Annotated in this window: 24 protein-coding genes; 11 read left to right on the top strand and 13 right to left on the bottom strand. The window is 64.4% G+C overall.

The genetic code is table 11. The annotated features are described in order from the left end of the window. Positions 1-9 precede the first annotated feature (9 nt). The 3 genes from GV035_RS08740 (at position 10) to GV035_RS08730 (ending at position 1400) form a co-directional block, all read left to right on the top strand. The gene (locus tag GV035_RS08740; RefSeq protein WP_159834544.1) at positions 10-312 is read left to right on the top strand and encodes a hypothetical protein; all 303 of its coding nucleotides are present in this window, start codon (positions 10-12) and stop codon (positions 310-312) included. Positions 313-623: 311 nt separating this feature from the next. After that, the gene (locus tag GV035_RS08735; protein WP_159834543.1) at positions 624-929 is read left to right on the top strand and encodes a hypothetical protein; all 306 of its coding nucleotides are present in this window, start codon (positions 624-626) and stop codon (positions 927-929) included. A 168-nt stretch (positions 930-1097) separates the two neighbouring features. Then, positions 1098-1400 (top strand): beta-xylosidase, encoded by a 303-nt coding sequence (locus GV035_RS08730; RefSeq protein ID WP_236572496.1) that lies wholly within the window; start codon positions 1098-1100, stop codon positions 1398-1400. 24 nt (positions 1401-1424) lie between these two features. On the opposite strand, the gene GV035_RS08725 is transcribed toward GV035_RS08730, so the two are convergent. Continuing rightward, positions 1425-2303 (bottom strand): formate/nitrite transporter family protein, encoded by an 879-nt coding sequence (locus GV035_RS08725; RefSeq protein ID WP_159834542.1) that lies wholly within the window; start codon positions 2301-2303, stop codon positions 1425-1427. A gap of 121 nt (positions 2304-2424) precedes the next feature. After that, entirely contained in the window at positions 2425-3507 is a 1083-nt protein-coding gene (locus tag GV035_RS08720) for a HoxN/HupN/NixA family nickel/cobalt transporter (RefSeq protein WP_159834541.1), read from the bottom strand. A gap of 258 nt (positions 3508-3765) precedes the next feature. Between GV035_RS08720 and GV035_RS08715 the strand changes: the two genes are divergently transcribed. From GV035_RS08715 to GV035_RS08690, 6 genes are all read left to right on the top strand, one after another. Continuing rightward, a complete protein-coding gene (locus tag GV035_RS08715; protein WP_159834540.1) occupies positions 3766-4773 on the top strand; it encodes a fatty acid desaturase in 1008 nt (335 codons plus the stop codon). A 114-nt stretch (positions 4774-4887) separates the two neighbouring features. Continuing rightward, complete coding sequence (locus tag GV035_RS08710) at positions 4888-5703, top strand: phosphate/phosphite/phosphonate ABC transporter substrate-binding protein (RefSeq protein ID WP_159834539.1); 816 nt, start codon at positions 4888-4890, stop codon at positions 5701-5703. A gap of 179 nt (positions 5704-5882) precedes the next feature. After that, positions 5883-6878 (top strand): luciferase-like monooxygenase, encoded by a 996-nt coding sequence (locus tag GV035_RS08705; protein WP_159834538.1) that lies wholly within the window; start codon positions 5883-5885, stop codon positions 6876-6878. Between the two features lie 224 nt (positions 6879-7102). Continuing rightward, positions 7103-7348, top strand: coding sequence for a hypothetical protein (locus GV035_RS08700; RefSeq protein ID WP_159835041.1), 246 nt, complete (start codon positions 7103-7105; stop codon positions 7346-7348). Between the two features lie 429 nt (positions 7349-7777). Continuing rightward, positions 7778-8065, top strand: a complete 288-nt coding sequence (locus tag GV035_RS08695; RefSeq protein ID WP_236572495.1) for a hypothetical protein — start codon at positions 7778-7780, stop codon at positions 8063-8065. 377 nt (positions 8066-8442) lie between these two features. Beyond that, positions 8443-8922, top strand: a complete 480-nt coding sequence (locus GV035_RS08690) for a helix-turn-helix domain-containing protein (RefSeq protein ID WP_328698909.1) — start codon at positions 8443-8445, stop codon at positions 8920-8922. A gap of 57 nt (positions 8923-8979) precedes the next feature. Here GV035_RS08690 and rhaS read toward each other — a convergent pair whose 3' ends face one another. From rhaS to rhaM, 6 genes are all read right to left on the bottom strand, one after another. Beyond that, positions 8980-9993: a rhamnose ABC transporter substrate-binding protein gene (gene rhaS, locus GV035_RS08685; protein WP_159834536.1), complete on the bottom strand. Its 1014-nt coding sequence runs from the start codon at positions 9991-9993 to the stop codon at positions 8980-8982. Positions 9994-10074: 81 nt separating this feature from the next. Then, a complete protein-coding gene (locus GV035_RS08680) occupies positions 10075-11079 on the bottom strand; it encodes an ABC transporter permease (RefSeq protein ID WP_159834535.1) in 1005 nt (334 codons plus the stop codon). Next, on the bottom strand, positions 11072-12112 hold the full coding sequence (locus GV035_RS08675) for an ABC transporter permease (protein WP_159834534.1): 1041 nt from the start codon (positions 12110-12112) through the stop codon (positions 11072-11074). Before GV035_RS08675 ends, GV035_RS08680 begins: the two co-directional genes overlap by 8 nt. Beyond that, entirely contained in the window at positions 12112-13623 is a 1512-nt protein-coding gene (locus GV035_RS08670; protein WP_159834533.1) for a sugar ABC transporter ATP-binding protein, read from the bottom strand. Before GV035_RS08670 ends, GV035_RS08675 begins: the two co-directional genes overlap by 1 nt. 14 nt (positions 13624-13637) lie before the next feature. Beyond that, the gene (locus GV035_RS08665; RefSeq protein WP_159834532.1) at positions 13638-14528 is read right to left on the bottom strand and encodes an amidohydrolase family protein; all 891 of its coding nucleotides are present in this window, start codon (positions 14526-14528) and stop codon (positions 13638-13640) included. A gap of 27 nt (positions 14529-14555) precedes the next feature. After that, positions 14556-14870: an L-rhamnose mutarotase gene (rhaM, locus tag GV035_RS08660; RefSeq protein ID WP_159834531.1), complete on the bottom strand. Its 315-nt coding sequence runs from the start codon at positions 14868-14870 to the stop codon at positions 14556-14558. Between the two features lie 163 nt (positions 14871-15033). Between rhaM and GV035_RS08655 the strand changes: the two genes are divergently transcribed. Then, complete coding sequence (locus GV035_RS08655; protein WP_159834530.1) at positions 15034-15990, top strand: LysR family transcriptional regulator; 957 nt, start codon at positions 15034-15036, stop codon at positions 15988-15990. Here the strand turns inward: GV035_RS08655 and GV035_RS08650 are convergent. The 5 genes from GV035_RS08650 to GV035_RS08630 all read right to left on the bottom strand — a co-directional run bounded on the left by GV035_RS08650 (position 15977) and on the right by GV035_RS08630 (position 20440). Further along, positions 15977-16759 carry an SDR family NAD(P)-dependent oxidoreductase gene (locus GV035_RS08650; RefSeq protein ID WP_159834529.1) on the bottom strand — a complete coding sequence of 261 codons (783 nt, stop codon included), beginning with the start codon at positions 16757-16759 and terminating at the stop codon, positions 15977-15979. The genes GV035_RS08655 and GV035_RS08650 overlap by 14 nt on opposite strands. An 11-nt stretch (positions 16760-16770) precedes the next feature. Next, positions 16771-17949: an L-rhamnonate dehydratase gene (gene rhmD, locus GV035_RS08645; protein WP_159834528.1), complete on the bottom strand. Its 1179-nt coding sequence runs from the start codon at positions 17947-17949 to the stop codon at positions 16771-16773. Between the two features lie 26 nt (positions 17950-17975). After that, positions 17976-19310 (bottom strand): MFS transporter, encoded by a 1335-nt coding sequence (locus tag GV035_RS08640; protein WP_159834527.1) that lies wholly within the window; start codon positions 19308-19310, stop codon positions 17976-17978. Between the two features lie 25 nt (positions 19311-19335). Then, on the bottom strand, positions 19336-20097 hold the full coding sequence (locus GV035_RS08635; RefSeq protein WP_159834526.1) for an SDR family NAD(P)-dependent oxidoreductase: 762 nt from the start codon (positions 20095-20097) through the stop codon (positions 19336-19338). 109 nt (positions 20098-20206) lie between these two features. Further along, a complete protein-coding gene (locus tag GV035_RS08630; RefSeq protein ID WP_159834525.1) occupies positions 20207-20440 on the bottom strand; it encodes a hypothetical protein in 234 nt (77 codons plus the stop codon). A gap of 165 nt (positions 20441-20605) precedes the next feature. Here GV035_RS08630 and GV035_RS08625 point away from each other — a divergent pair, with 165 nt between their 5' ends. Next, a complete protein-coding gene (locus GV035_RS08625) occupies positions 20606-20851 on the top strand; it encodes a hypothetical protein (RefSeq protein ID WP_236572494.1) in 246 nt (81 codons plus the stop codon). Positions 20852-20887 lie beyond the last annotated feature (36 nt).

Genomic DNA, 20887 nt, shown 5'->3' with positions numbered 1-20887 from the left:
GCTAGCATCATGCGCTCGACACGAGCCATCAGCGCCGTCGAACGGCTCAAGACGCGCACCGGCAATCCGCACTACGCGGCCGTGAGCATGCCGGGCGGCTTCTTCTATCTGGTCGAGCGTTCGGCGCAAGGCACCGCCAAGCTCTGCGACCCGCTGCCGATGGACGACTTCATCGCGTTCGTCAACGCCCGCGAGCCCGCCAAGCCGCGCAAGGTGAGCAAGCTCGACGAAGCGATGGAAGCGCAAATCGGACGCAGCGGTAAGCGCGCTCAGCCATCCACGCGCAAGTCCTCTTCCGACGACACCGACTGAACGCGTCGCCTTGCGCTTCGCTCGTGCGTGGCGCGGCGCAGCATCGAAAGCCGCCCGAGCTCTCTCAAAAATGTGCGATGACAGACGGAGGCAACAGGCCCCCTTTGCGTACATTTTTGTCAACGGTCGTACCGTTGGCAGCCGCAGATACAAGACTGCGGATCACGCCTGCCGGTCGCGACGAACAATTCAGAAAATGAGCAAGGGCCGCCCGTGACGTTTCAACAGAAAACGCGCGGGTGAACGGGGTGCCCGCACGACGCGCAACGTCCATGCAGCGTTGAGCCGTGCGGCTGAGAGGAAGACCACTAATGAAGAAGAAGAAAGGCGAGACCAAGGGCAGCCTGCTGCCCTCGGCGATGGCGGACATCGAACTCCAACACATCGAGCGCGCCGTGGCGCAGCTTCGCACGATGAACAACCAGTCGTCCGGCACGCTCAACGTGGAATACTGGCGCGAACGCCTCACGGCCGTGGTCAGTGGCTACGCGCTCGTGCCCGCGCAGAAGCAGCGCATCGAAGCACTGCGCGTTGCGCTCGATGCGGTTCAAAGCAATCCACGCGACGGCGGCGGCCGCAAAAGGTCGACCAACAGGCTTTGGGCGAAAGCGGCCTGACCGCCGCTTTCGCCATTCGCGCCAGGCGCGCGACGTTCTTCGCTCGCAACGGTTCTGCCGGGCGGGCGCGCAGCTTCGCCGGCGAGTCCGGCGAACCCGACATCGCACAGGCTGTCCTCAGGCATCGTTCGTGCTCGGCTTTCTTTTTCCGAACTGCCTGGAGACGTCATGTCCGCTTTACGCACTCGAATGGCCGCCACGCTGCTCGCGGGATTCGCCGCCGGATTCAGCACTTGCGCCAGCGCGCAGATCACGAAGCCGGAAGGCTCGGATCAGCAGGAAAACCGCACGTCCGACTCGACCGCGCGCGCCAACCCGTCCGGCGTCGCGGTGCACGAGACGCAAAAGCCGCAGTCGAAGGACGCCGCAGGCAAGTCGCGCGGCCCGACCGTCGGCAAGGAGCACTCGACGAACGGCGCGGGCGGCTTCAACAACGGTCTGTACGGCACGGGCGCGGGCAACAACAAGTAACGCGCGCCGCGCCGCACTCCGCCCTCAATCGGCGTTCTGCGGCGTGCCGTTGATCTCCGGCGCGATGGCCGCGTGATTGACGATCGCGACGAGCGACACGCCGCCGAGAATATTGCCGATGAGCGTCGGCACGAGGAAAACGAGGAAGTACTGCGAGACGCTGGCCGCGCCCGACATGACCGCGTAGGCCGCTTCGACGGAGCCCGCGATCACGTGCGAGAGCTTGGCGACCGCGACCGTGTAGGTGACGAGCAGGATCGTCAGCAAACGCGCCGACCGCGCGCTCGGCAGCAGCCAGACCATCAACGCGATCAGCCAGCCGGCGAAAAGCGCCCGCGCGACCGTCACGCCGAAGCTGCCTGCGTACGGCGCCTTCGCGACCTTGGCAAGCGCTTCGGTGACTTCCGGCGAGAACACGCCGGGAAGTTGCAGCAGGCCCGCGAAGATCGCCGTTCCGATCAGATTGAACACCAGCACGATGATCCACAGGCGCAGCGTCTTGCCGACCGTCTTCATGTCGCGGCGCGTGAGGACGGGCAGCACCGCCGTCAGCGTGCTTTCGGTGAACAACTGCTGCCGTCCGAGAATGACGAACACGAAGCCGATGGTATAGCCCAGGCTCGCGATGAGACTGCTCCAGTGCGTCTCGGGCAGCGCGCTTTCCAGTATCGACTGGACGAGAAACGAGAAGCCCATCGATAGCCCCGCGGCCAGCCCGGACCACATCAATGCGCCGAAGGTCCGCTCCATCGCGGCCTCGCCTTCCTCCCGCACGATTTCGTGAATGACGAGCGCATGCGGCGTCGAATGCTTGGCCGCCTGTTCCCGTTGTGCATCGTCGAGATTCGGTGAGTCCGCGCCTGCGGAACCGCCCTCGCGCGAGGCGTCCTGCGTATCTGCCATGATGTGTTCTCCGTGTAGGCCGCTCGATGCGGGAACCGATGAGCGGCAGGCGCACATGGACAGCAGAAACGATGCCCGCATCAGGAGAACGAAAGCCGGCGCGAAAGCCGGCGTGAGAAAGCTAGCGCGCGATGCCCGAGTCGAGCGCGTCGTCGGCGGCATCGTAGCCGCGCCACTTGTAGAGCAGCGCCGACCCCAGCCAGCACGCGGCGAAGAGGCCGATCACCGCGTAGCCGAGCGCGCCGAAATGGTCCGACAGGCGCGCGGCGAGATCCCAGAGGCCGCCTTTCAGTTGCAGGCGGTCCGCGAGCAGGCCGAGCGCCTCCACGCTGCCGACAAACATCGCGATCACCACCGACGCCAGCGTCACGGTCAGGTTGTAGTAGAGCTTGCGGACCGGCTTCATGAACGCCCAGCCGTAGGCGCCGACCATCAGCAGGCTGTCGGCGGTATCGATCAGGGACATGCCGGCGGCGAAGAGCACCGGGAACACGAGGATCGACCATACCGGCATGCCGCGCGCCGCTTCGGACGCGGCAATGCCCATGAGCCCGATTTCGGTCGCGGTATCGAAGCCGAGGCCGAACAGAAAGCCCAGCGGATACATGTGCCAGCTCGTGCCGATCAGCTTGAAAAGCGGCCGCGCGATGCGCGCGAGCGGCCCGCCGCCGACGACGAGCATGTTCGCATCGTCTTCCTTCAAGGCGTCGCCGCGACGCGCGCGCCGGAACGCACGCCACACGCCGCGCAGCACGACGAGGTTCATCGCGGCGATGGCGAACAGGAAAAACACGGAGACCGACGTGCCGATGAATGCGCCGATCTCGCGAAACGCCGCGAACCGCGACTGCACGGCGAGCGCGGTCGCGGCGATCAGCGCGGTCGCGAGCATGACGACGGTCGAATGCCCGAGCGAGAAGTAGATGCCGACCGAAAGCGGACGCTTGCCCTGCTGCATCAGCTTGCGTGTGACGTTATCGATGGCCGCGATATGGTCTGCATCGACCGCATGGCGAAGCCCGAGCGAATACGCGAGCAGCGACGTGCCCATGAGCAGCGGATAGTGACGAAACGCGATGAGCGCCCACAGCCATGCGGCCACGTTGAACGCGATGAGTCCGGCGAAAAGACGCGTTGAGCGGGCGGGTAGCCGCCGCGTGGACTGAGAGACTGACGCGGTGCCGGATGCGGGAGGTCGGGTCATAGGTGCGCGTGGCGGGCAAGGAACCGGGACAGCGTCAAAGAATACCGTGCTTCTTCTTGCGGCCAATATTCGCATCGTCGTCTCAGCTAGCGAATGCATGCCTCATTATTTCGCATGCCTACATAAATCGCGATCGCGTGAAAAGCGCCGGCGTGCAACGCGCTGCTATCCGCTTTGCGCGAAAACCATAGGCGTATTCGTTCGTTGGGGTGGCGCGAGCACGCGGCTAACATGGCCCTTCGCCTTTCAGAGTCCGCCATGCCACGCTATCTCGACGACGCCCAACGCGATGCAATCCAGGACCAGCGCGCGTCCTGGCGCTGGCGCAGCGAATGGCCCACCTGGCTCGTGATCGTCGCAGTGCATGGCGGCTGGTTCGCCGTCGCGATGCATGCGCGCACGCTCGGATTGCCGGTCGCGCTCGGCCTGCTCGCGGTGCTGTCGTGCTGGTACATGTCGCTGCAGCACGAGTTGTTGCACGGACATCCGACGCGCTGGCCGCTCGTCAACATGATCTTCGGGCTGGCGCCGCTCGCCGTGTGGTTTCCGTATGCGGTCTATCGCGCGTCCCACCTGCGTCATCACGACGACGCGCATCTGACCGTGCCCGGCCGCGATCCCGAAAGCTACTACGTGACGCCCGCTCAGTGGGCAAGCGCGGGCATCGTGCTGCGTGCCGCGATCGCCGCGCGCAATACGTTCGTCGGGCGCCTGCTGATCGGGCCGTGGTTCGCCATCGCCGCGTCCTGGCGGGAAGCGGCGATGGCGGTTCTTGATCGCGAATGGCGGATCGTCGCGAGCTGGATCGCCCACATTGCGGCGCTGGCGGTGCTCGCGTGGTGGCTGGACACGCGATGTGGCGTGCCGTGGCGCGCGTTCCTGGGCGTCGGCTACGCGGCGCTCGTGCTTTCGTCCGTGCGCTCGTTCCTCGAACATCGTGCGGTCGGTCCGGAGCGCGAACGGACGGTCATCAACGAGGCCGCGTGGCCGTGGCGGCTGCTCTTTCTGAACAACAACTACCATGCGGTGCATCATGATTTGCCGGGCGTGCCCTGGTTTGCGCTCGGCGCGGTTTATCGTGAGCGGCGCGAAGCGTATCGGGCGAGCAATGGCGGTTTCGTCGTGCGTGGATACGGCGAGTGGTTCACGCGGTATGCGTTCGCGCGGGCGGTCGCGCCGGTGCATCCGTTCGCGAGTGCGGCCGATGACGCGCCGGTACGAACGTTCGGGCGCGGCGAGCGCGCGGAGGCGGCTTCCGGCGGTTGAAGATTCGACGCACGCCGCGATCCGGCGACTGCTCGTCACCGCTGGCGAGCCGGCTCGCCGACCATCGCCTCGAAACACCCGTTACGATGCAACATCTCACGCCCGCCCCCGACGATGCACTGGACCGCCGCCCTGCCGATGTACAACGTCACGCCCGCGCTCGCCGCCGACTGGCGCGCCTTGCTCGATGCCGTGCACGCCCGGATCGCCGATCGCCTCGACGCGCGCGGCGATACGCTCACCATCGCCGATCCGCGCTCGGAACTGACCGCCTTCTGGCTGCGCGACGATCTGCTGCTCTCGCAGACGTGCGGCTATCCGCTGCTGCATGCGCTTGATGAGCAGGTGCAACTCGTCGCCACGCCGGACTTCGATGTCCCCGGCTGCGATAACGGCGGCTATCGCAGCGTGCTGGTGGCGGGCGCGCACGTGGACGCGGCATCGCTGGAAGCCTGTCGCGGCCTGCGCGCCGTCTACAACGACGACGATTCGAACAGCGGCATGAACCTGTTCCGACACGCCGTCGCCCCTTTCGCGCAGGGCGGGCGCTTCTTCGGCTCCGTGACGAAGAGCGGCGGGCATCTGGCGTCGCTGCGGGCCATCGCGATCGACCAAAGCGCCGATATCGCCGCCATCGACTGCGTGACGCTCGCGTTCGTGCGGGCGCATCGGCCCGAACTGGCGGCCGGCGTGCGCGAACTCGGCACGACGGCGAGTGCGCCCGCGCTTCCGTTCATCGCATCGAAGCGCGTGCCGCCCGAACTCGTCGATGGGCTCGCGGCCGCGCTGAGCGATGCCATCGAGCGTGACCGGCAGCTTGCAGGCAGGTTGAGGCTGAAGGGCGTCGTGCGCTTGGAAAAAGCGGATTACGCGCCGATTCTCCGCTATGAGCGCGAGGCGGCGCAGCGAGGATACCCGGCGCTGGCGTGACGGCAGACGCATCCGGCCCGCATGATCCTCGCCCCGAGCCGCCCGCACGCCGCGAACATCGTCGGCTTCGGCAGACTTCCCGGACTTTCGGCACAATCGAAGGTCCAACGCGTGGCCGCGTCGAGGCCGCTGCGCCCATCCGCACGCCGCGCCGCCACGTTCTTGCAAGCCCAATCGCAATGATCCCCTTCTCGCTGCTGGACCTCTCGCCCATTCCGCTCGGCTCCACCGCCGCCGACGCCTTCGCCCATTCGCTCGATCTCGCCCAGCACGCCGAACGCTGGGGTTACCGGCGCTACTGGCTCGCCGAGCATCACAACATGACGGGGATCGCCAGCGCGGCGACCTCCGTGGTGATCGCGCATATCGCGGGCGGCACGAAGACGATTCGAGTCGGCTCGGGCGGCATCATGCTGCCGAATCACGCGCCGCTCGTGATCGCCGAGCAGTTCGGCACGCTCGCCTCGCTGTTTCCGGACCGCATCGACCTCGGGCTCGGGCGCGCGCCCGGCACCGACCAGACGACCGCCCGCGCGCTGCGCCGCGACCTGCAAGGCAGCGCGGACTCGTTCCCCGACGACGTCGTGGAGCTTCAGCGTTATTTCGGCGATCCCGTGGAAGGCCAGCGCGTGCGCGCGGTGCCCGGCGCGGGGCTGCATGTGCCGATCTGGCTGCTCGGCTCCTCGCTCTTTTCCGCGCAGCTCGCAGCGGCGCTCGGGCTGCCGTTCGCGTTCGCGTCCCATTTCGCGCCGGATTATCTGATGACCGCGCTGCACGTCTATCGCTCGCAATTCCGGCCGTCCGCCACGCTCGACAAGCCTTACGCGATGGTCGGCGTCAACGTCTTCGCCGCCGACACCGCCGACGAAGCGCGCTTCCTGTTCACATCGCTGCAACAGCAATTCATCAATCTTCGACGAGGCACGCCGGGGCAACTGCCGCCGCCGGTCGAATCGATCGCGTGGTCGCCGGCCGAGCGCGCGGGCGTGGATCACTCGCTGTCGTGCTCGGTCGTCGGCGACCGTGGGGACGTCGAAGCCGGGCTGCGCTCCGTGATCGATCAGACGCGGGCGGACGAACTCATCGTCACCGCGCAGATTTTCGACCATGCGGCGCGGCTGCGTTCGTTCGAAATCACCGCAGAAGCCCGCGACGCCATCGGGGCGACCGCTTAAGGGGCACGACGAGGCGCAAGCGGGCGGGAAACTCGCACGCTGGACGCCCGCGCTTTTGGCAGGCAATAATGAGATACCGGAGTGCACTCGCGTATGCGCCGCGCTCCGCGTCCGCCGTATCCGCCCTATTTCGTCCGTCGAGCGCGCACGCCCTATCGTGCGCGCGGCTGGCCGATGCAGCGGAACAACAACAAATGCGTCGCAAGACGGGAGGAAGAATGTCGATGCCGAGAAGCGCAGCCACCGGGGCCATGACGCTCCTGACCGAATATGACGACGCCACCGGCCAGGAAGTGCGCTCGTTGAAGCTCGAACCCGCCGCTGACGGCAAGGCCGTGCTGCTGATCGAGATCGATGAACGCAAACCCGGTATTCATCGGGAAGTCCGTTATGAAATAACACCGGCGGAACTGATTGCCGCCATTCGCGCGCACGGTGCGGAATTACCGGGAGAACAACATTCGCGTTAAAACTTTCTGATTCCGGCTAAGAGCAGCATACAATAGAAGCGGAGCGAGCTTTTCGGCCGTCGCGCAGTCGTCGGCGGCGCGGCTTGCCCCTCTGCGGATCGTGGTTTTCAGCGTGACTTCCCGCGCGCACTCTTGTCGTGCGTCCGTCGCGGTGATCCTCGAACGAGTAAAGGACTTAGCGACTCTATTCGGCGAGTCTATTCGGCGATTGCGTCAATGAGTCTGGCGGATTAAAACAGCCTCGCGGTAAATTCACCAATTGACGAGCGGCAAACACTGCGCCACGCTTGGTAATACACCTATTAAAGACATCGAACCGCCCCGGTCCGCGCGGGGCATGGGTTCGTCTTCTGTAAATCAAAAAGCTGAATCAGGAAAGCCGTGGACGAAAGAAAGCGAGATAGCATCATTGCGTACTTACGCAGCCGCATGGCCGAATTCGGCATTACCGAAACCGCCCTGGCCGAAGCTTTAGCCGAAGCGCAGGCCGCGCCTCCCCCACCGCCCACGTTCACGAAAACCAACGGGAACGGGGCGAACGGCGCCCAAAAGGCGCATCGCGCGATGCCTCAATTGCCGTCCATGCCCGCATCGAACGGAGCCGGTCCGGTTTTCCGCAACGCAAGCGGCGACACCTGGGACGGCGTGGGCGACATGCCGGAATGGTTGAAGCGCGCGGTACATGCGGGCCAGGATATCGAGTTCTATCGCGTCTGAGGCGAGGGCTTCGGCCGCGCATGGCGTCCTCGCGACGCACGGATACACGAACAACTGCAACCGAGTCCCGCAGCATTGCTCGCCGCGCATCGCGCGTGGGTTGAAGCGCGCCTGGACCGCCGCGCGCATAGGCAATTCGCCTCCATTATTCAAGCCAAAAAATTTTTGGCGACCGCTGCCCATTGCGCCGTAAAACGTTTATTGGTAGCCCGAAGTAGCCGGCCTGACTTCGCGGGCCGCGCACGATTTTCCGTTAAGCACGTTCGATCGAGTTCCGCAGTCTCCCGAAAAGGAGCCACGCATGAACGCATACGGACGCCGTGACGCCGCGCCCGGCTTCGACGCGCCCCGCATTTCACGGGCGCACTGGATTGCGCGTGAGCGCGCCGCCGGGCTGCGCGGCTGAACCGCCGCGCGTCGAAGCCCCGGACCGCCCGAACGACGACAGCGCGATGCCGTCCCGCCCCGCCCCTCTTCCGAGCGTCGAGCGGCGCATGAGCGCCGGGCGCAGGCTGCTGGAAGGCGCATCGGTGGCGACGGTCGCGGACGAGCTGCATCTGTCGGTGCAGACGGTGCGCCGCTACAAAAGCATCGTTGCGGACGGCGGGCTGGATGCGCTCGCGAAAATGGGCGTCGGCGGACGCACGTCGGTGTTGGACCGCGCGGCGCTCGACTGGATCGCCGCCGCGTTGCAGAACCCGGCGCGCAAACACGGCTTTCCAAGCGACGCATGGACCAATGCGCGTCTGCGCGAACTGATCGAGCGGCGCTATGGCGTGCGCTTCTCGCGCGTGTATGTCTGGCAAATCGCGACCAATCTCGGACTGGCGCACCGTCTGTCCAAGTCGCGAAGATAGTTAGCTAACCTTAGTAAAACTATACGGCGGAGCGTCGAGGCGCTCCGCCGCATCCGCCTAGAAATTGAAACGATCGATATTGCTGGCGTCGAACGTCGTCGGCGGCCCGAGAATCACTTCGCCGCTCTTGCCCACCGTGCGCTTGCCGAGCTTGCCGGCATCGAACGAATCGCCTTCCTTGCCCGTGATGGTGCCGGACGCGAGATTCGCCGCCGCAAACGCCGCGAGGTAGCCCAATTGGCCCGGGTCCCACAACTGGAACGCCTGCACGGTGCCGTTCTTGATGAACGCGCGCATCTGATTCGGCGTGCCAAGGCCGGTCACAGTGACCTTACCCTTGGCCGGCGAGCTCTGGATATAACGCGCCGCAGCCGCAATCCCGACCGATGTCGGCGCGACGATGCCCTTCAGGTTCGGATATGCCTGCAACAAGCCTTGCGTCTCGACGAACGACTTCTGGTCATCGTCGTTGCCGTAGGCGATCTTGACCAGTTTCATCTTCGAATACTCGGGCTTCTTCAACTCTTCCTGCATCCATTTGATCCACGTATTCTGGTTCGTCGCGTTGGGCGTAGCCGAAAGAATCGCGAATTCCCCTTCGCCGCCGATCAGCTTGGATAGCAGTTGAATCTGCCCGCGCCCGATCGCCTCGGACTCGGCCTGATTCACGAAAATCTGCCGGCCATCGGGCGCGGTATCCGAATCGAACGTGACGACCTTGATGCCCTGCGACATCGCCTTCTTCAGATACGGCACGACCGCGTTCGCATCGTTGGCCGCAATCACGATCGCGTTCTGACGCTGCGTGATGAGCGTGTTGATATAGCTGACTTGCGATGACGCACCGGCATCCGACGGCCCCACGACCTTGCCGTCGCCCTTCATCTCCTTGATTGCGGCCATGCCGCCATCGTCGGCGATCACCTCGTACGGGTTGTTGATCTGCTTCGGCACGAATGCGATCTTGAGGCCGCTCTTCACTTCGGCGGCGCTCGCAGTCAATGCCACGGTGACGGCAAGCAAGGCCGCCGCGAGCATCGGGCCGCGTGCGAATCGATAGGGCTTTTTCATGTCTGAACGTCTCCTGTCATTGCGCGCCGCCCTTCAAAAACGGGCTTCTGCGCTGGTTATCAACGCGGGTATAACTTTTCGTCATAGCGTCTGCGCCATCAGGCGCTTCTCGCGCGCCGCCCGCCAACGCGCGACCAGGTTCGGTATCAGCACCGAGGAAAGCAACAGAGCGCCGGTCACGATGGTCAGCGTTTCGCTCGACACGTCCGCGAGCGTCAAGGCATTGCGCAGCACGCCGATGATCACGAGCGACAGCAGCACGCCGATCATCGAGCCGCGTCCGCCGAAGATACTCACGCCGCCAAACAGCACCGCCGCGATGACCGACAGTTCGAAGCCTTCGCCGTTGTCGCCACGCGCACTCGTGAAGCGCAGTGTATAGACGACGCCCGCGAGCGCCGACATCGCGCCCGACATCATGAAGAGCTTCAGCTTCGTCCTGGCGACGTCGATGCCGGAGAACTGCGCGGCGGTCGGGTTCGCGCCGATGGCATAGAGGCTGCGTCCAAAGGGCGTCGCCTGCAAGAGAATCGTGAAGACGATGGCGCCCGCGATCACGAGAAGGAACGGCATCGGCAGGAAGGTATCGCCGACAGTATCGATGCCGAACGCCGTGTATGACGCGGGGAAATCCGCGATGGCCTGATCGCCCAGCAATACATACGCGAGCCCGCGAAACAACGCGAGCGTGCCGATGGTCACGGCAAGCGAGGGCAAGCCGAAGCGCACGATCACGAGCCCGTTCAGCAGCCCCGCGAGCGTGCCCGCGACAAGCACGATGGCGATGACGAGCGGCATCGGCAATCCCATATGCCACAGCACGCCCATCAGCGCGCTCGATGCCCCGAGCACCGACGCAACCGACAAGTCGATCTCCGCCGCGACGATGACGAGCGTCATCGGCAACGCGATCAAGGCGATCTCGGTGAAATCGGCGAGCATGTTGGAGAGATTCGCTGACGACAAAAACATGGGCGCCAGCACCCGTCCCGTCACGAGCGAGACGACGAGCACGATGACCAGCATCGCTTCCCATTGCACATGGCGGCGCTTCGCGACGGACAAAGCGGAATCGGGTTTAGCCATGATCGCGTTTCCTCATCATGCGGCGCGCAACGGAACGCGCGAGCAACGTATCGAGCGTGATCGCCGCGACGATCAGCGCGCCTTGTATCGCTTGCTGCCAGAACGGCGACACGCGCAGCACCACCAGCGCGATGTTGATGACGCCGAGCACGAGCGCGCCGAGCGTTGCGCCCGCCACCGTGCCGACGCCGCCCGTGATCGCGACGCTGCCGACGACGGCCGCCGCGACCACTTGCAACTCGATGCCCTTCGCCGTGCTCGCATCGACGGTGCCGAAGCGCGCCAGCCACAGCACGCCGGCGAGCCCGGCAATCGCGCCCGACAGCAGGAAGCCGATCATCACGCGACGGTCCACGCGAATGCCGGCAAGCCGCGCCGCTTCGGGATTCGAGCCGATCGCATAATGCTCGCGTCCGCCGCGATACTGCTTCAGATACACGGATAACGCAATGAGCACGACGAGCGCGATCAACACGAGATTCGGCACGCCAATCAACGACCCCGTTGCGATTTTCGCGAACGCATCCGGCAGGCTGGTCGCGTTGATCTGTCCGCCGTGGACCCATGCGTAATCCGCGCCGCGCACGATGTAAAGCGTGGAGAGCGTCGCAACCAGCGACGGGACGCGGCCAAACGTGACCAGTGCGCCGTTCAACGCACCAATCAGGAGTCCGATCAATATGCCGGCGAATATCGCGGCGATCACGGGCATATGCGGGAACACGACAAAGAGGCTGCCGACCGCATACGCGCTTACGCCGACAATCGACGCCACCGACAAGTCGATGTGCCGCATCAACATCACGATCGTCATGCCCGCCGTCAGCAAGCCGATGATCGACACATTGAGCAATACGTCGCGCAGATTCTGCAAATTCAGGAAGTCGGGCTTCACGGCCGCCGTCGCGCCGACGAGCACGAGCAGCACGACGAAGAGCGTCAACTCGCGGCTCTTCGCGATGGATGCGGCGAAACCGTCGCGTTTCTCTTGCGCGGCGTGCATGGCGGGCAAGCTGGGAGAGTGTCGTGTCATCATGCCGCGTGACCTAAAGTATGCGCAGGAGCGCCCAACGCCGCGCTCATGACGCGCTCCTCGCTCGCATCGGCGCGGGCAATGTCCGCGCTGATACGTCCCTCGTGCATCACGAGCACGCGGTCTGCCATGCCAAGCACTTCAGGCAGTTCGCTCGATATCATCAGCACGGCCATGCCCTCCTTCACGAGTTCCGCGAGCGTGCGATACACCTCGGCTTTCGCGCCCACGTCGATGCCGCGCGTCGGCTCGTCGATGATGAGCACCTTGGGATTCGTCGCGAGCCACTTGCCGAGCACGACCTTCTGCTGATTACCGCCCGACAGCGTGCCCACGGGTGCGTCGAGATCGCTGGCCTTCAGGCGAAGGCGCTTGCCCCAGTCCGCGGCGAGCGTGGATTCGCTTCGCGACGAGATGAGGCCGTGCCGCACCAAACGTCCGAGCACTGTCAACGATGCATTGCGCGCGATGGACAACTCCATCGCAAGTCCTTGCGCGCGCCGGTCTTCGGGCACGAGCGCGAGTCCCGCTCGCACGGCCGCAGCCGGTTTGCCGAGTTCGATCTTCTTTCCGCCGACCCTGACTTCGCCGCCATCGACCGGATCGATGCCGAAGATCGCGCGTGCGACTTCGCTTCTTCCCGCGCCGACAAGACCTGCCAGCGCGACAATCTCACCGGCGCGCACATCGAACGACACGTTCTTGAATACGCCTTCTCGCGTCAGATTGCGCACGGAGAGACGCACATCGCCCGGAGCGACGTCGGCCTTCGGGTAGAACGTGTCGAGATCGCGGCCCACCATCTTGCTCACGATCGAATCTATGCTCATGTCCGCGGTCAGCGCGTCGTGGACTTTCATGCCATCACGCATGATCGTCATGCGTTGCGTGAGCGCGAACACTTCATCCAGCCGATGCGTGATGAAAAGAACCGCCGCATTGCGCTCGCGCAATCCGCGCACGATAGCAAAGAGCCGCTCGACTTCAGGCAGCGAAAGCGCGGCGGTCGGTTCGTCCATGATGAGCACGTTGGCATCGAGCGACAGCGCCTTCGCAATCTCCACGACTTGCTGATCCGCGATGGACAGCCCGCGCACGAGGCGCTGCGCGCGCATGTTCACGCCGAGCGATGCGAGCAACGCATCGACTTCGCGATGCATCTCGTCATAGCGAATACGCCCGAGCCTGTCGCGCGGCTGACGCCCCATGTAAATGTTCTCCGCGATGGAAAGGTCCGCGAAGAGCGTCGGCTCCTGGTAGATCACCGCGATGCCCGCGTTGCGTGCTTCGGCGGGATTCGCGAAGCGGCGCGCGACGCCATCGACGAGCAGTTCGCCCGAATCCGGCTGATAGACGCCCGCGAGCAGCTTGACGAGCGTGGACTTGCCCGCGCCGTTTTCCCCGAGCAGCGCATGCACTTCGCCGGGAAAAAGCTGCAAACTCGCGTCGCCGAGCGCACGCACGCGGCCGAATGCCTTGCTCGCGTGCCGCATTTCAAGCCTTGGGATCATCAAACGTCTCCTGACTAGATGCGATATATACGTTCTGCATTCTGAATGAATAACGCGTCTTTCTCGCTCGTGCTTGCGTCCTCGACGATGCGCGCATACGCGTTCCATATCGCCGTGTACGAACCGAACAGGCGGTCAACCGGAAAATTCGAAGCGAACATGGCGCGCTCGCAGCCGAAGGTATCGATCGTTTCGAGCACATAGGGCCGAAAGCTCTCGACGGTCCATTGATGATCGAACATCGCAAGACCGCTGATTTTCACCGCGACGTTGGGGCACGCAGCCAGCGCGCGCAACCCGTCGCGCCACGCGCGATACCCGGCCGGCGACGCACGATCCACGAACATGCCCGCGTGGTTGACGATGAACTGCGTATCGTCGTGTTCACGCGCAAGCTGTGCGGCATCGTGCATCTGCGATGGATAGAGTTGCAAGTCGAACGACATGCCGAAGCGCCGCAGCAAGGCGAAATGCCTGCGCCATTGCGGCTCGTGCAAATAGTGTCGCCCAACGTAGTCATACAGCGGATTCTCATGCACATTCAGTATCTGCCGAATGCCGCGTGTATTCGCAAACGCCGCATGCGCTTCGAGCACTTGCGGCGCATCGTCGCGCGACAGAGCCGCGCCTGCCACGATAGCGTTCGGCATGCCGCGTCCTTCACCGTTCGCGATGCCTTGCAGCCAGCGCGTCTCTTCCACCGGATCGGCGGGATCGTGATTCGCATCGACATGCACGAGCTTGAGCACGTCGATGCCCTCGGCGTCGCGCAGCAAGTCGGCAAGCAGATAATCGTGCTTCAGCTCGCGCGCGTCGCCGACGAACGACGTCTGCGGATTTGCGAGCCACGGGTAATGGTGCGTGGATAAATCCCACAGATGAATATGCGGATCGACAACCTGCATGGTGGTGTCCTCGCGGCTCGGGCGCGTTCACGCAAGATGAAAAACCGGCGCGAGCGCCACAGCGACGGGCGCGTTGTCCGCATGCGTATCCATCAGTTCCGCCATGAAATCCCACCATTTGCGCATGATGGGCTGGTCTGGCAGCGCATCGGTCGTATGCGTGTCCGTGCGCTTGTACGTGGCGAAGAGATGGCCTGTCGCTTCGTCGAGAAAGATCCAGTAATCGCGGATGCCGGCGGCACGCAGCGCATCGGCCAGTTCGGGCCATAGCTCGCGATGGCGCCGTTCATATTCCTCGCGCATGCCCGGTTTGAGGGTCATGCGAAAAGCCACTGTCTCCATGGCGGCCGCCTTTTATGTTTGATGCGCCTTCTCTTTGCGATAAGGCGCGTTGTGCTGCGACTATAATGCGCCGACTGATAGCACGACAATCCGAAAGCAGGATTGGCCGATTGCAAAACCGTATCAGCGAACATCGTCGTGTTGCATCACGCGGGGCTGCTCAATGAACCAGAACGTGTCACAAGTCGCGCTCGTCAACCGCCTCAAATTCAAGCATCTCGCGCTGCTCGTCGCGCTCGACAACACGCGCAATCTCCATCAGGCGGCGGACAATATCAACGTCGCGCAGCCGAGCGCGAGCCGCATGCTCGCGGATATCGAAGAAGCGTTCGGCTTTCAGCTCTTCGACCGCAATGCGCGCGGCATGCATCCGACGCCGCTCGGCACCGCCGCGCTTGCTTACGCGCGCCGTTCGCTCGCGGACTTGACGCGCTTCGCCGACGATCTCGACAACAAGCGGCGCGGCGGTCACGGACAACTGACGGTCGGCGCGATCATGGGCGCCGCGCCCGACGTGCTCGCGATGGCCGTCACCGAACTCAAATCTGAGCGGCCGCTGCTCAACGTGCGGATACTCGGCGAAACGAGCGATCAGGTCGTGCAACTGCTGCATCGCCGCGAAGTGGATCTGGCGCTCGGCCGCCTGACCACGCCCTTGCAGCACAACGACTTCGACTTCGAACCGCTCGCACGCGAAGCCATGCGCCTCGTCGTGCGCGCGAAGCACCCGCTGGCCGCGAAGGCTTCGCTTGCTCTGGATACGCTCGTCGGCTGGCCGTGGATTCTTCAGCCGATCACGAGCCCCGCGCGCGGTCTCTTCGAGGAAGAACTCGCGCGTGCCGGGTTGACGACGCCCGCCGATATCGTCGAATGCGCGTCGATCTTCGCGACGCTGCAACTGCTGCAAAACAGCGATGCCGTTGCGATGCTGCCCGAGTCCGTCGTGCGCGACTATCTGCGCGCGCAACTGCTGGTCGAGCTGCCGGTCGAGATCGGCAAGAGCCTGTCCGGTTTCGGCCTGCTGCGCCGCAAATTCGAAACGCTCAGCGAACCGGCCGAATACTTCATCGCGTTGCTGCGCAAATACTCGGCAGTTCCCTCGGCGGTCACTGCAAGTTGACGAAAAGACCGCCATCGACCAACAACGACGCGCCCGTCACATAGCGCGCACGATCCGACGCGAGGAACACCACGCACTGCGCGACATCGTCGGGCGCACCGAGACGGCCGAGCGGAATGCGCTTTTCCATGTAGGCGCGCTTGTCCGCGTCCGACAAATCGTCGGCGTTCAGGTCGGTCGCGATGGTGCCGGGCATCACCGAATTGCAGCGAATGCCATACGGCCCGAGCGCGATCGCGCACGACTGCATTAGCGAATGCACACCCGCTTTCGTCGGCGTGTAGTGCGTCTGCATGCCGCCGCCGACGAGCGCGCTGATCGAACTCGTCGCGACGATCGCGCCGCCCGTGCCCTGCGCCTTCATCTGATTGGCGGCGGCCTGCGTCACGTAGAACGCGCCGTTGAGATTCACCGCGACCGTCGTTTCGTACACGGAAGGCGGCATGTCGAGAAACGCGTGGAACGGACAGATGCCCGCATTGCTCGACAGCACGTCGACGCGCCCGAACGCTTCGACCGTTCGCCGCACGAGTTCGATGCCGGTCTCGCGTTCCGCGACATTGCCTTCGACTGCAATCGCGCGACGGCCCAGCGCCTCGATCTCGCCGACGATCGATTCCACCGCTGATGCCTTGCCGTAAGACTGGTCGTTGTCGCGCCAGTAATTGATCGCGACGTTCGCGCCTTCGCGCGCGCTGGCGAGTGCGATCGCCCGCCCGATGCCGCGCGAGCCGCCCGTCACGATCAAGACTTTGTTCTCCAGCAGCATGGGACGCCTCGTCAGTGGGTGTAAGGCCGCGCCAGCGCGCATTCCGGATTCAACCGCACGCCGAAGCCGGACGTCTCCGGCACTTTCATGCGGCCGTTGACCGGCACCGGCTCGTCGAGCAAGAGCGGCGTGAACATCGGCACGACCTGATCGGCTTGCGGCGCCATCATCAGGAATTCGGCGAACGGCGAGTTATGCCGCGTCACGACGAAGTGATAGCTGTACACGGACGACCCGTGCGGCACGACGAGCACGTTGTGCGCGTCCGCCATCGCCGAAATCTTGATCAGCTCCGTGATGCCGCCACACCAGCCGACGTCCGGCTGCACGAGGTCCGCGCAGCCCATTTCGAATAGCATCCGGAAACCCCAGCGCGTCGCTTCGTGTTCGCCCGTCGTCACCATCATGCCGCGCGGAACGGAGCGGCGCAGTTCGGCGTAGCCCCAATAGTCGTCGGGCGGAAGCGTTTCTTCGAGCCACTTCAGGCCGTATTCGTGCGCGGCGGTGGCGAGCCGCTTCGCGTAATTCAGATCGAGCGACATCCAGCAGTCGAACATGAGCCAAAAGTCGTCGCCCACTTTCGAGCGCATGTCGGCGAGCTTCGCGATGTTCGCGGCGAGCCCTTCTTCGCCTTCCGCCGGGCCGTGCTGCAACGGCATCTTGCCGCCGATGAAGCCCATTTGCTTCGCCAGATCGGGACGCGCGCCGGTCGCGTAGAACTGCAGTTCGTCGCGCACGGGGCCGCCAAGCAACTGGAACACTGGCTCCTTGCGCACCTTCGCGAGCAGATCCCAGAGCGCCAGATCGACGCCCGAGATCGCGTTCAGCACAATGCCCTTGCGCCCGTAGTAGAGCGTCGCGAAGTACATCTGATCCCACATTTTCTCGATGTCCGTCACGCGCTGCCCTTCGAGGAAGCGCGCCAGATGCTTTTCGACGATGAACGCGCCGATCTCGCCGCCCGTCGTCACCGCGAAGCCGACGGTGCCGTCGCTCGCTTCGATTTCGACGACGAGCGAGCCGAGCACGTTCAGCCCGAACGATTGCCGGCTCTGCCGATACTCCGGATAACGCGCCATCGGCGTGGCGACGTGATCGTCGATCCAGTGATCGGCGCCCTGATCGTGATAATCGGCGCCGCCGCCGCGAACCACGAAAGCGCGGACCTGGCGAATGGTGGGCATGGACATGGTTTCGTCTCCGTAGATTGGAATGGTCAGGACGCGTTCGCGGGTTTGCGGCGATCGCCACGAGGCTCGGCGGCGGCGCCGCGCGCCGGCACGCGGACCAGCGCGACGATGATGACCGCCGCCAGCACGCTCGACGCGCCGAGCACGACGAGCCCGGCGCTCGCGGAATGAAAAGCGGCGTCGGCGGCGGTGCGGGCCATCGGCGCGAAAAAACCGCCCAATCCGCCGAGCGAATTGATGAGCGCGATACCCGCGGCGGCGGCCGCGCCGGTCAGATAACGCGTCGGGAAGGTCCAGAAAAGCGGCTGCGCGGCAATGAATCCGCTCGCGGCGCAACAGAGCGCGATCAGCGAGACGATGGGCGCGCCCGCGACGCCCGACACCGCGATGGCGACGCCGGACATGACGAGCAGCGCGACGGCGCACGCGCGATGCGTGCCGGTGCGATCCGCGTAGCGCGGCACGATCCACGTCACGACGACCGCCGCGATCCACGGCAGCGCGGTCACGAGTCCGACGCGCAACCCGACTTTCGTGCCCAGCAGCGCGGCCACTTGCTGCGGCAGATAAAAGACGACGCCATACACCGCCGCCTGAATCAGAAAGTAGACGCAGCAGAGCACGAGCACGCGCGGATCGACCAACGCGGCCAGCACGCGATGCGGCCCGTGCGATGACGCGGCGCGCGCGTCATCATCCAGTCGCGCGACGAGCCACGCGCGTTGTTCCTGCGTGAGCCAGCGGGCGCGGGCGGGATCGTCGTCGAGATAGAAGAACGCCCACGCGCCGACGATGGACGCGAGCAGCCCTTCGACGAGAAAAAGCCACTGCCAGCCGGCAAAGCCTAACGCGCCGTGCAGGTCCAGCAGCAAGCCGGAAAGCGGCGCACCGAAGATAAAGGCGAGCGGCGCGCCGAAATAGAACACGCCCAGCGCCCGTGCACGCGCGCTCTGCGGAAACCAGCGCGTCAGGTAATAGACGATGCCGGGGAAGAAGCCCGCTTCCGCCACGCCGAGCAGAAAACGCAGCGCGTAGAAGGCCGTCGCGGAATGCGCGAAGGCCATCGCCGACGAAACGAGGCCCCATGTGACCATGATGCGGCACATCCACAGCTTCGCGCCCACGCGATGCAAGAGCAGATTGCTGGGCACCTCGAAGATCGCATAGCCGACGAAAAACACGCCCGCGCCGAACGCGAACGCGGCGTTCGTGAGGCCCGTGTCCTGCTGCAAGGCTTTCTGGGCGAAGCCGATGTTCGCGCGATCCAGGAACGCGAGCACGTACATCAGCAAGAGGAATGGCAGCAGCCGGCGCATCACGCGGGACGTGACAGCGCCTTCCGCCGTGGCGGCGTGGTCCATGTCTCTCTCCAGTGAGGCGCGCGGATCAGTACGTCGCGCGTCCGCCCGACAGGTCGAACACCGCGCCCGTGCTGAACGCGCAGTCCTCCGATGAGAGCCACAGAATGAGCGACGCCGCTTCCTCCGGCATGAGGAAGCGGTTCATCGGAATTTTGGAGAGCATGTAGTCGATGTGCTGCTGCGACATCGAATCGAAGATTTCGGTTTTCGCGGCGGCGGGCGTGACCGCGTTGACGAGAATGTTCTTCCCCGCGAGTTCCTTGCCAAGCGACTTCGTGAGGCCGATCAGTCCGGCCTTCGACGCGCTGTAATGCGAGGCGTTCGGGTTGCCTTCCTTGCCCGCGATCGACGCGATATTGACGATTCGCCCATAGCCGTTCTTGAGCATGTGCGGCACGACGGCGCGGCAGGTGAGGTAAGGCCCGATCAGATTGACGTCGATCACGCGGCGCCACACGTCCGGCGCAAGCTCCCACGTCGAACCGTTGCCTCCGGTGATGCCCGCGTTGTTCACGAGGACATCGATCTTGCCGTGCGCCGCGAGCGTCGACTGGACGGCGGCATCGACCGACGCTTCATCGGTCAGTTCGACCACGGACTCGCTGACGGTGCGGTCCTCGTGCTTTGACGCCAGTTCGGCGCGCGTGCGCTGAAGCCGCTCGGCGTCGACATCCCACAGCGCGACGTTCGCACCCGAAAGAAGCGCCCGCTCTGCGACCGCGAGCCCGATACCGCGCGCGCCGCCGGTGATGATCACAGTACGTTCCGCCAGATCGATCCGGTTCATGCGTTGTCTCCTGTCGTGTTGTGTGTAGCACTATAGTCGGGTGCCAATAACGCAACAATTCGAAAGGGCAATCGTTCGATAACGAAACCGGATCGACCGGCACGCGGCTTCAGCGCCGATCGAAATCGGGCCGACCCGGCGCGTCCGTATGCGCGACGGCAGGCGCCTTTTGCAGGTCGCCGCGCCGAAATATCTTGTCGGCATAAAGAGCAAATGCGAAAAGCGCGGCAACGCCGACAGGACAGAGCAACAAAGTAGCGACAAACATGATGAAGGTTCTCCATTCAACGTGCGACGCAGTGTAAATGGATAACTTTGCGTAAGTAACATGAAACTGAAGCATTCGACATCCAAAATCGCGAAACGCTTTTTCGAACTATGACTATTGGCGAGATCGCTGCCGTCACCATCGAGTCGGGCAGGCACGGCCGTTGCTTTATGCCACGCACCGTCGAACGACCAGGCGCGCGCCGCGCGCAGCGACGACTACTTATCCAACAAAAACAGCATGTTCACACCGAAACCTTGCACCGCTACTTGCGTCCTCGACGGCATGCCCGTCACGCTGACCTACTATCCCGATACCACGCTGCTTCGCATCACCGACGCCACCGGCCGCTGCGTGCGGGAAACGCGCTGGCCTGCCCCGTGGCGCACGCTGCTCGCGACGCTGCGCGAATTCAGCGGCCGCGACGCGGAAGGCCAACTTTCGACGCTGCTCGACGAAATTCCGGCCGAAGCCGCGCTGGCGTGACGAGCCACGCTTCGACTGACGCATCAACCGACGATC

The organism is Burkholderia sp. 8Y (assembly GCF_902506145.1).
GTDB lineage: Bacteria > Pseudomonadota > Gammaproteobacteria > Burkholderiales > Burkholderiaceae > Caballeronia.
The sequence above is the reverse complement of the archived record's forward strand: the minus strand, read 5'-3'. Positions and strand labels throughout refer to the sequence as shown.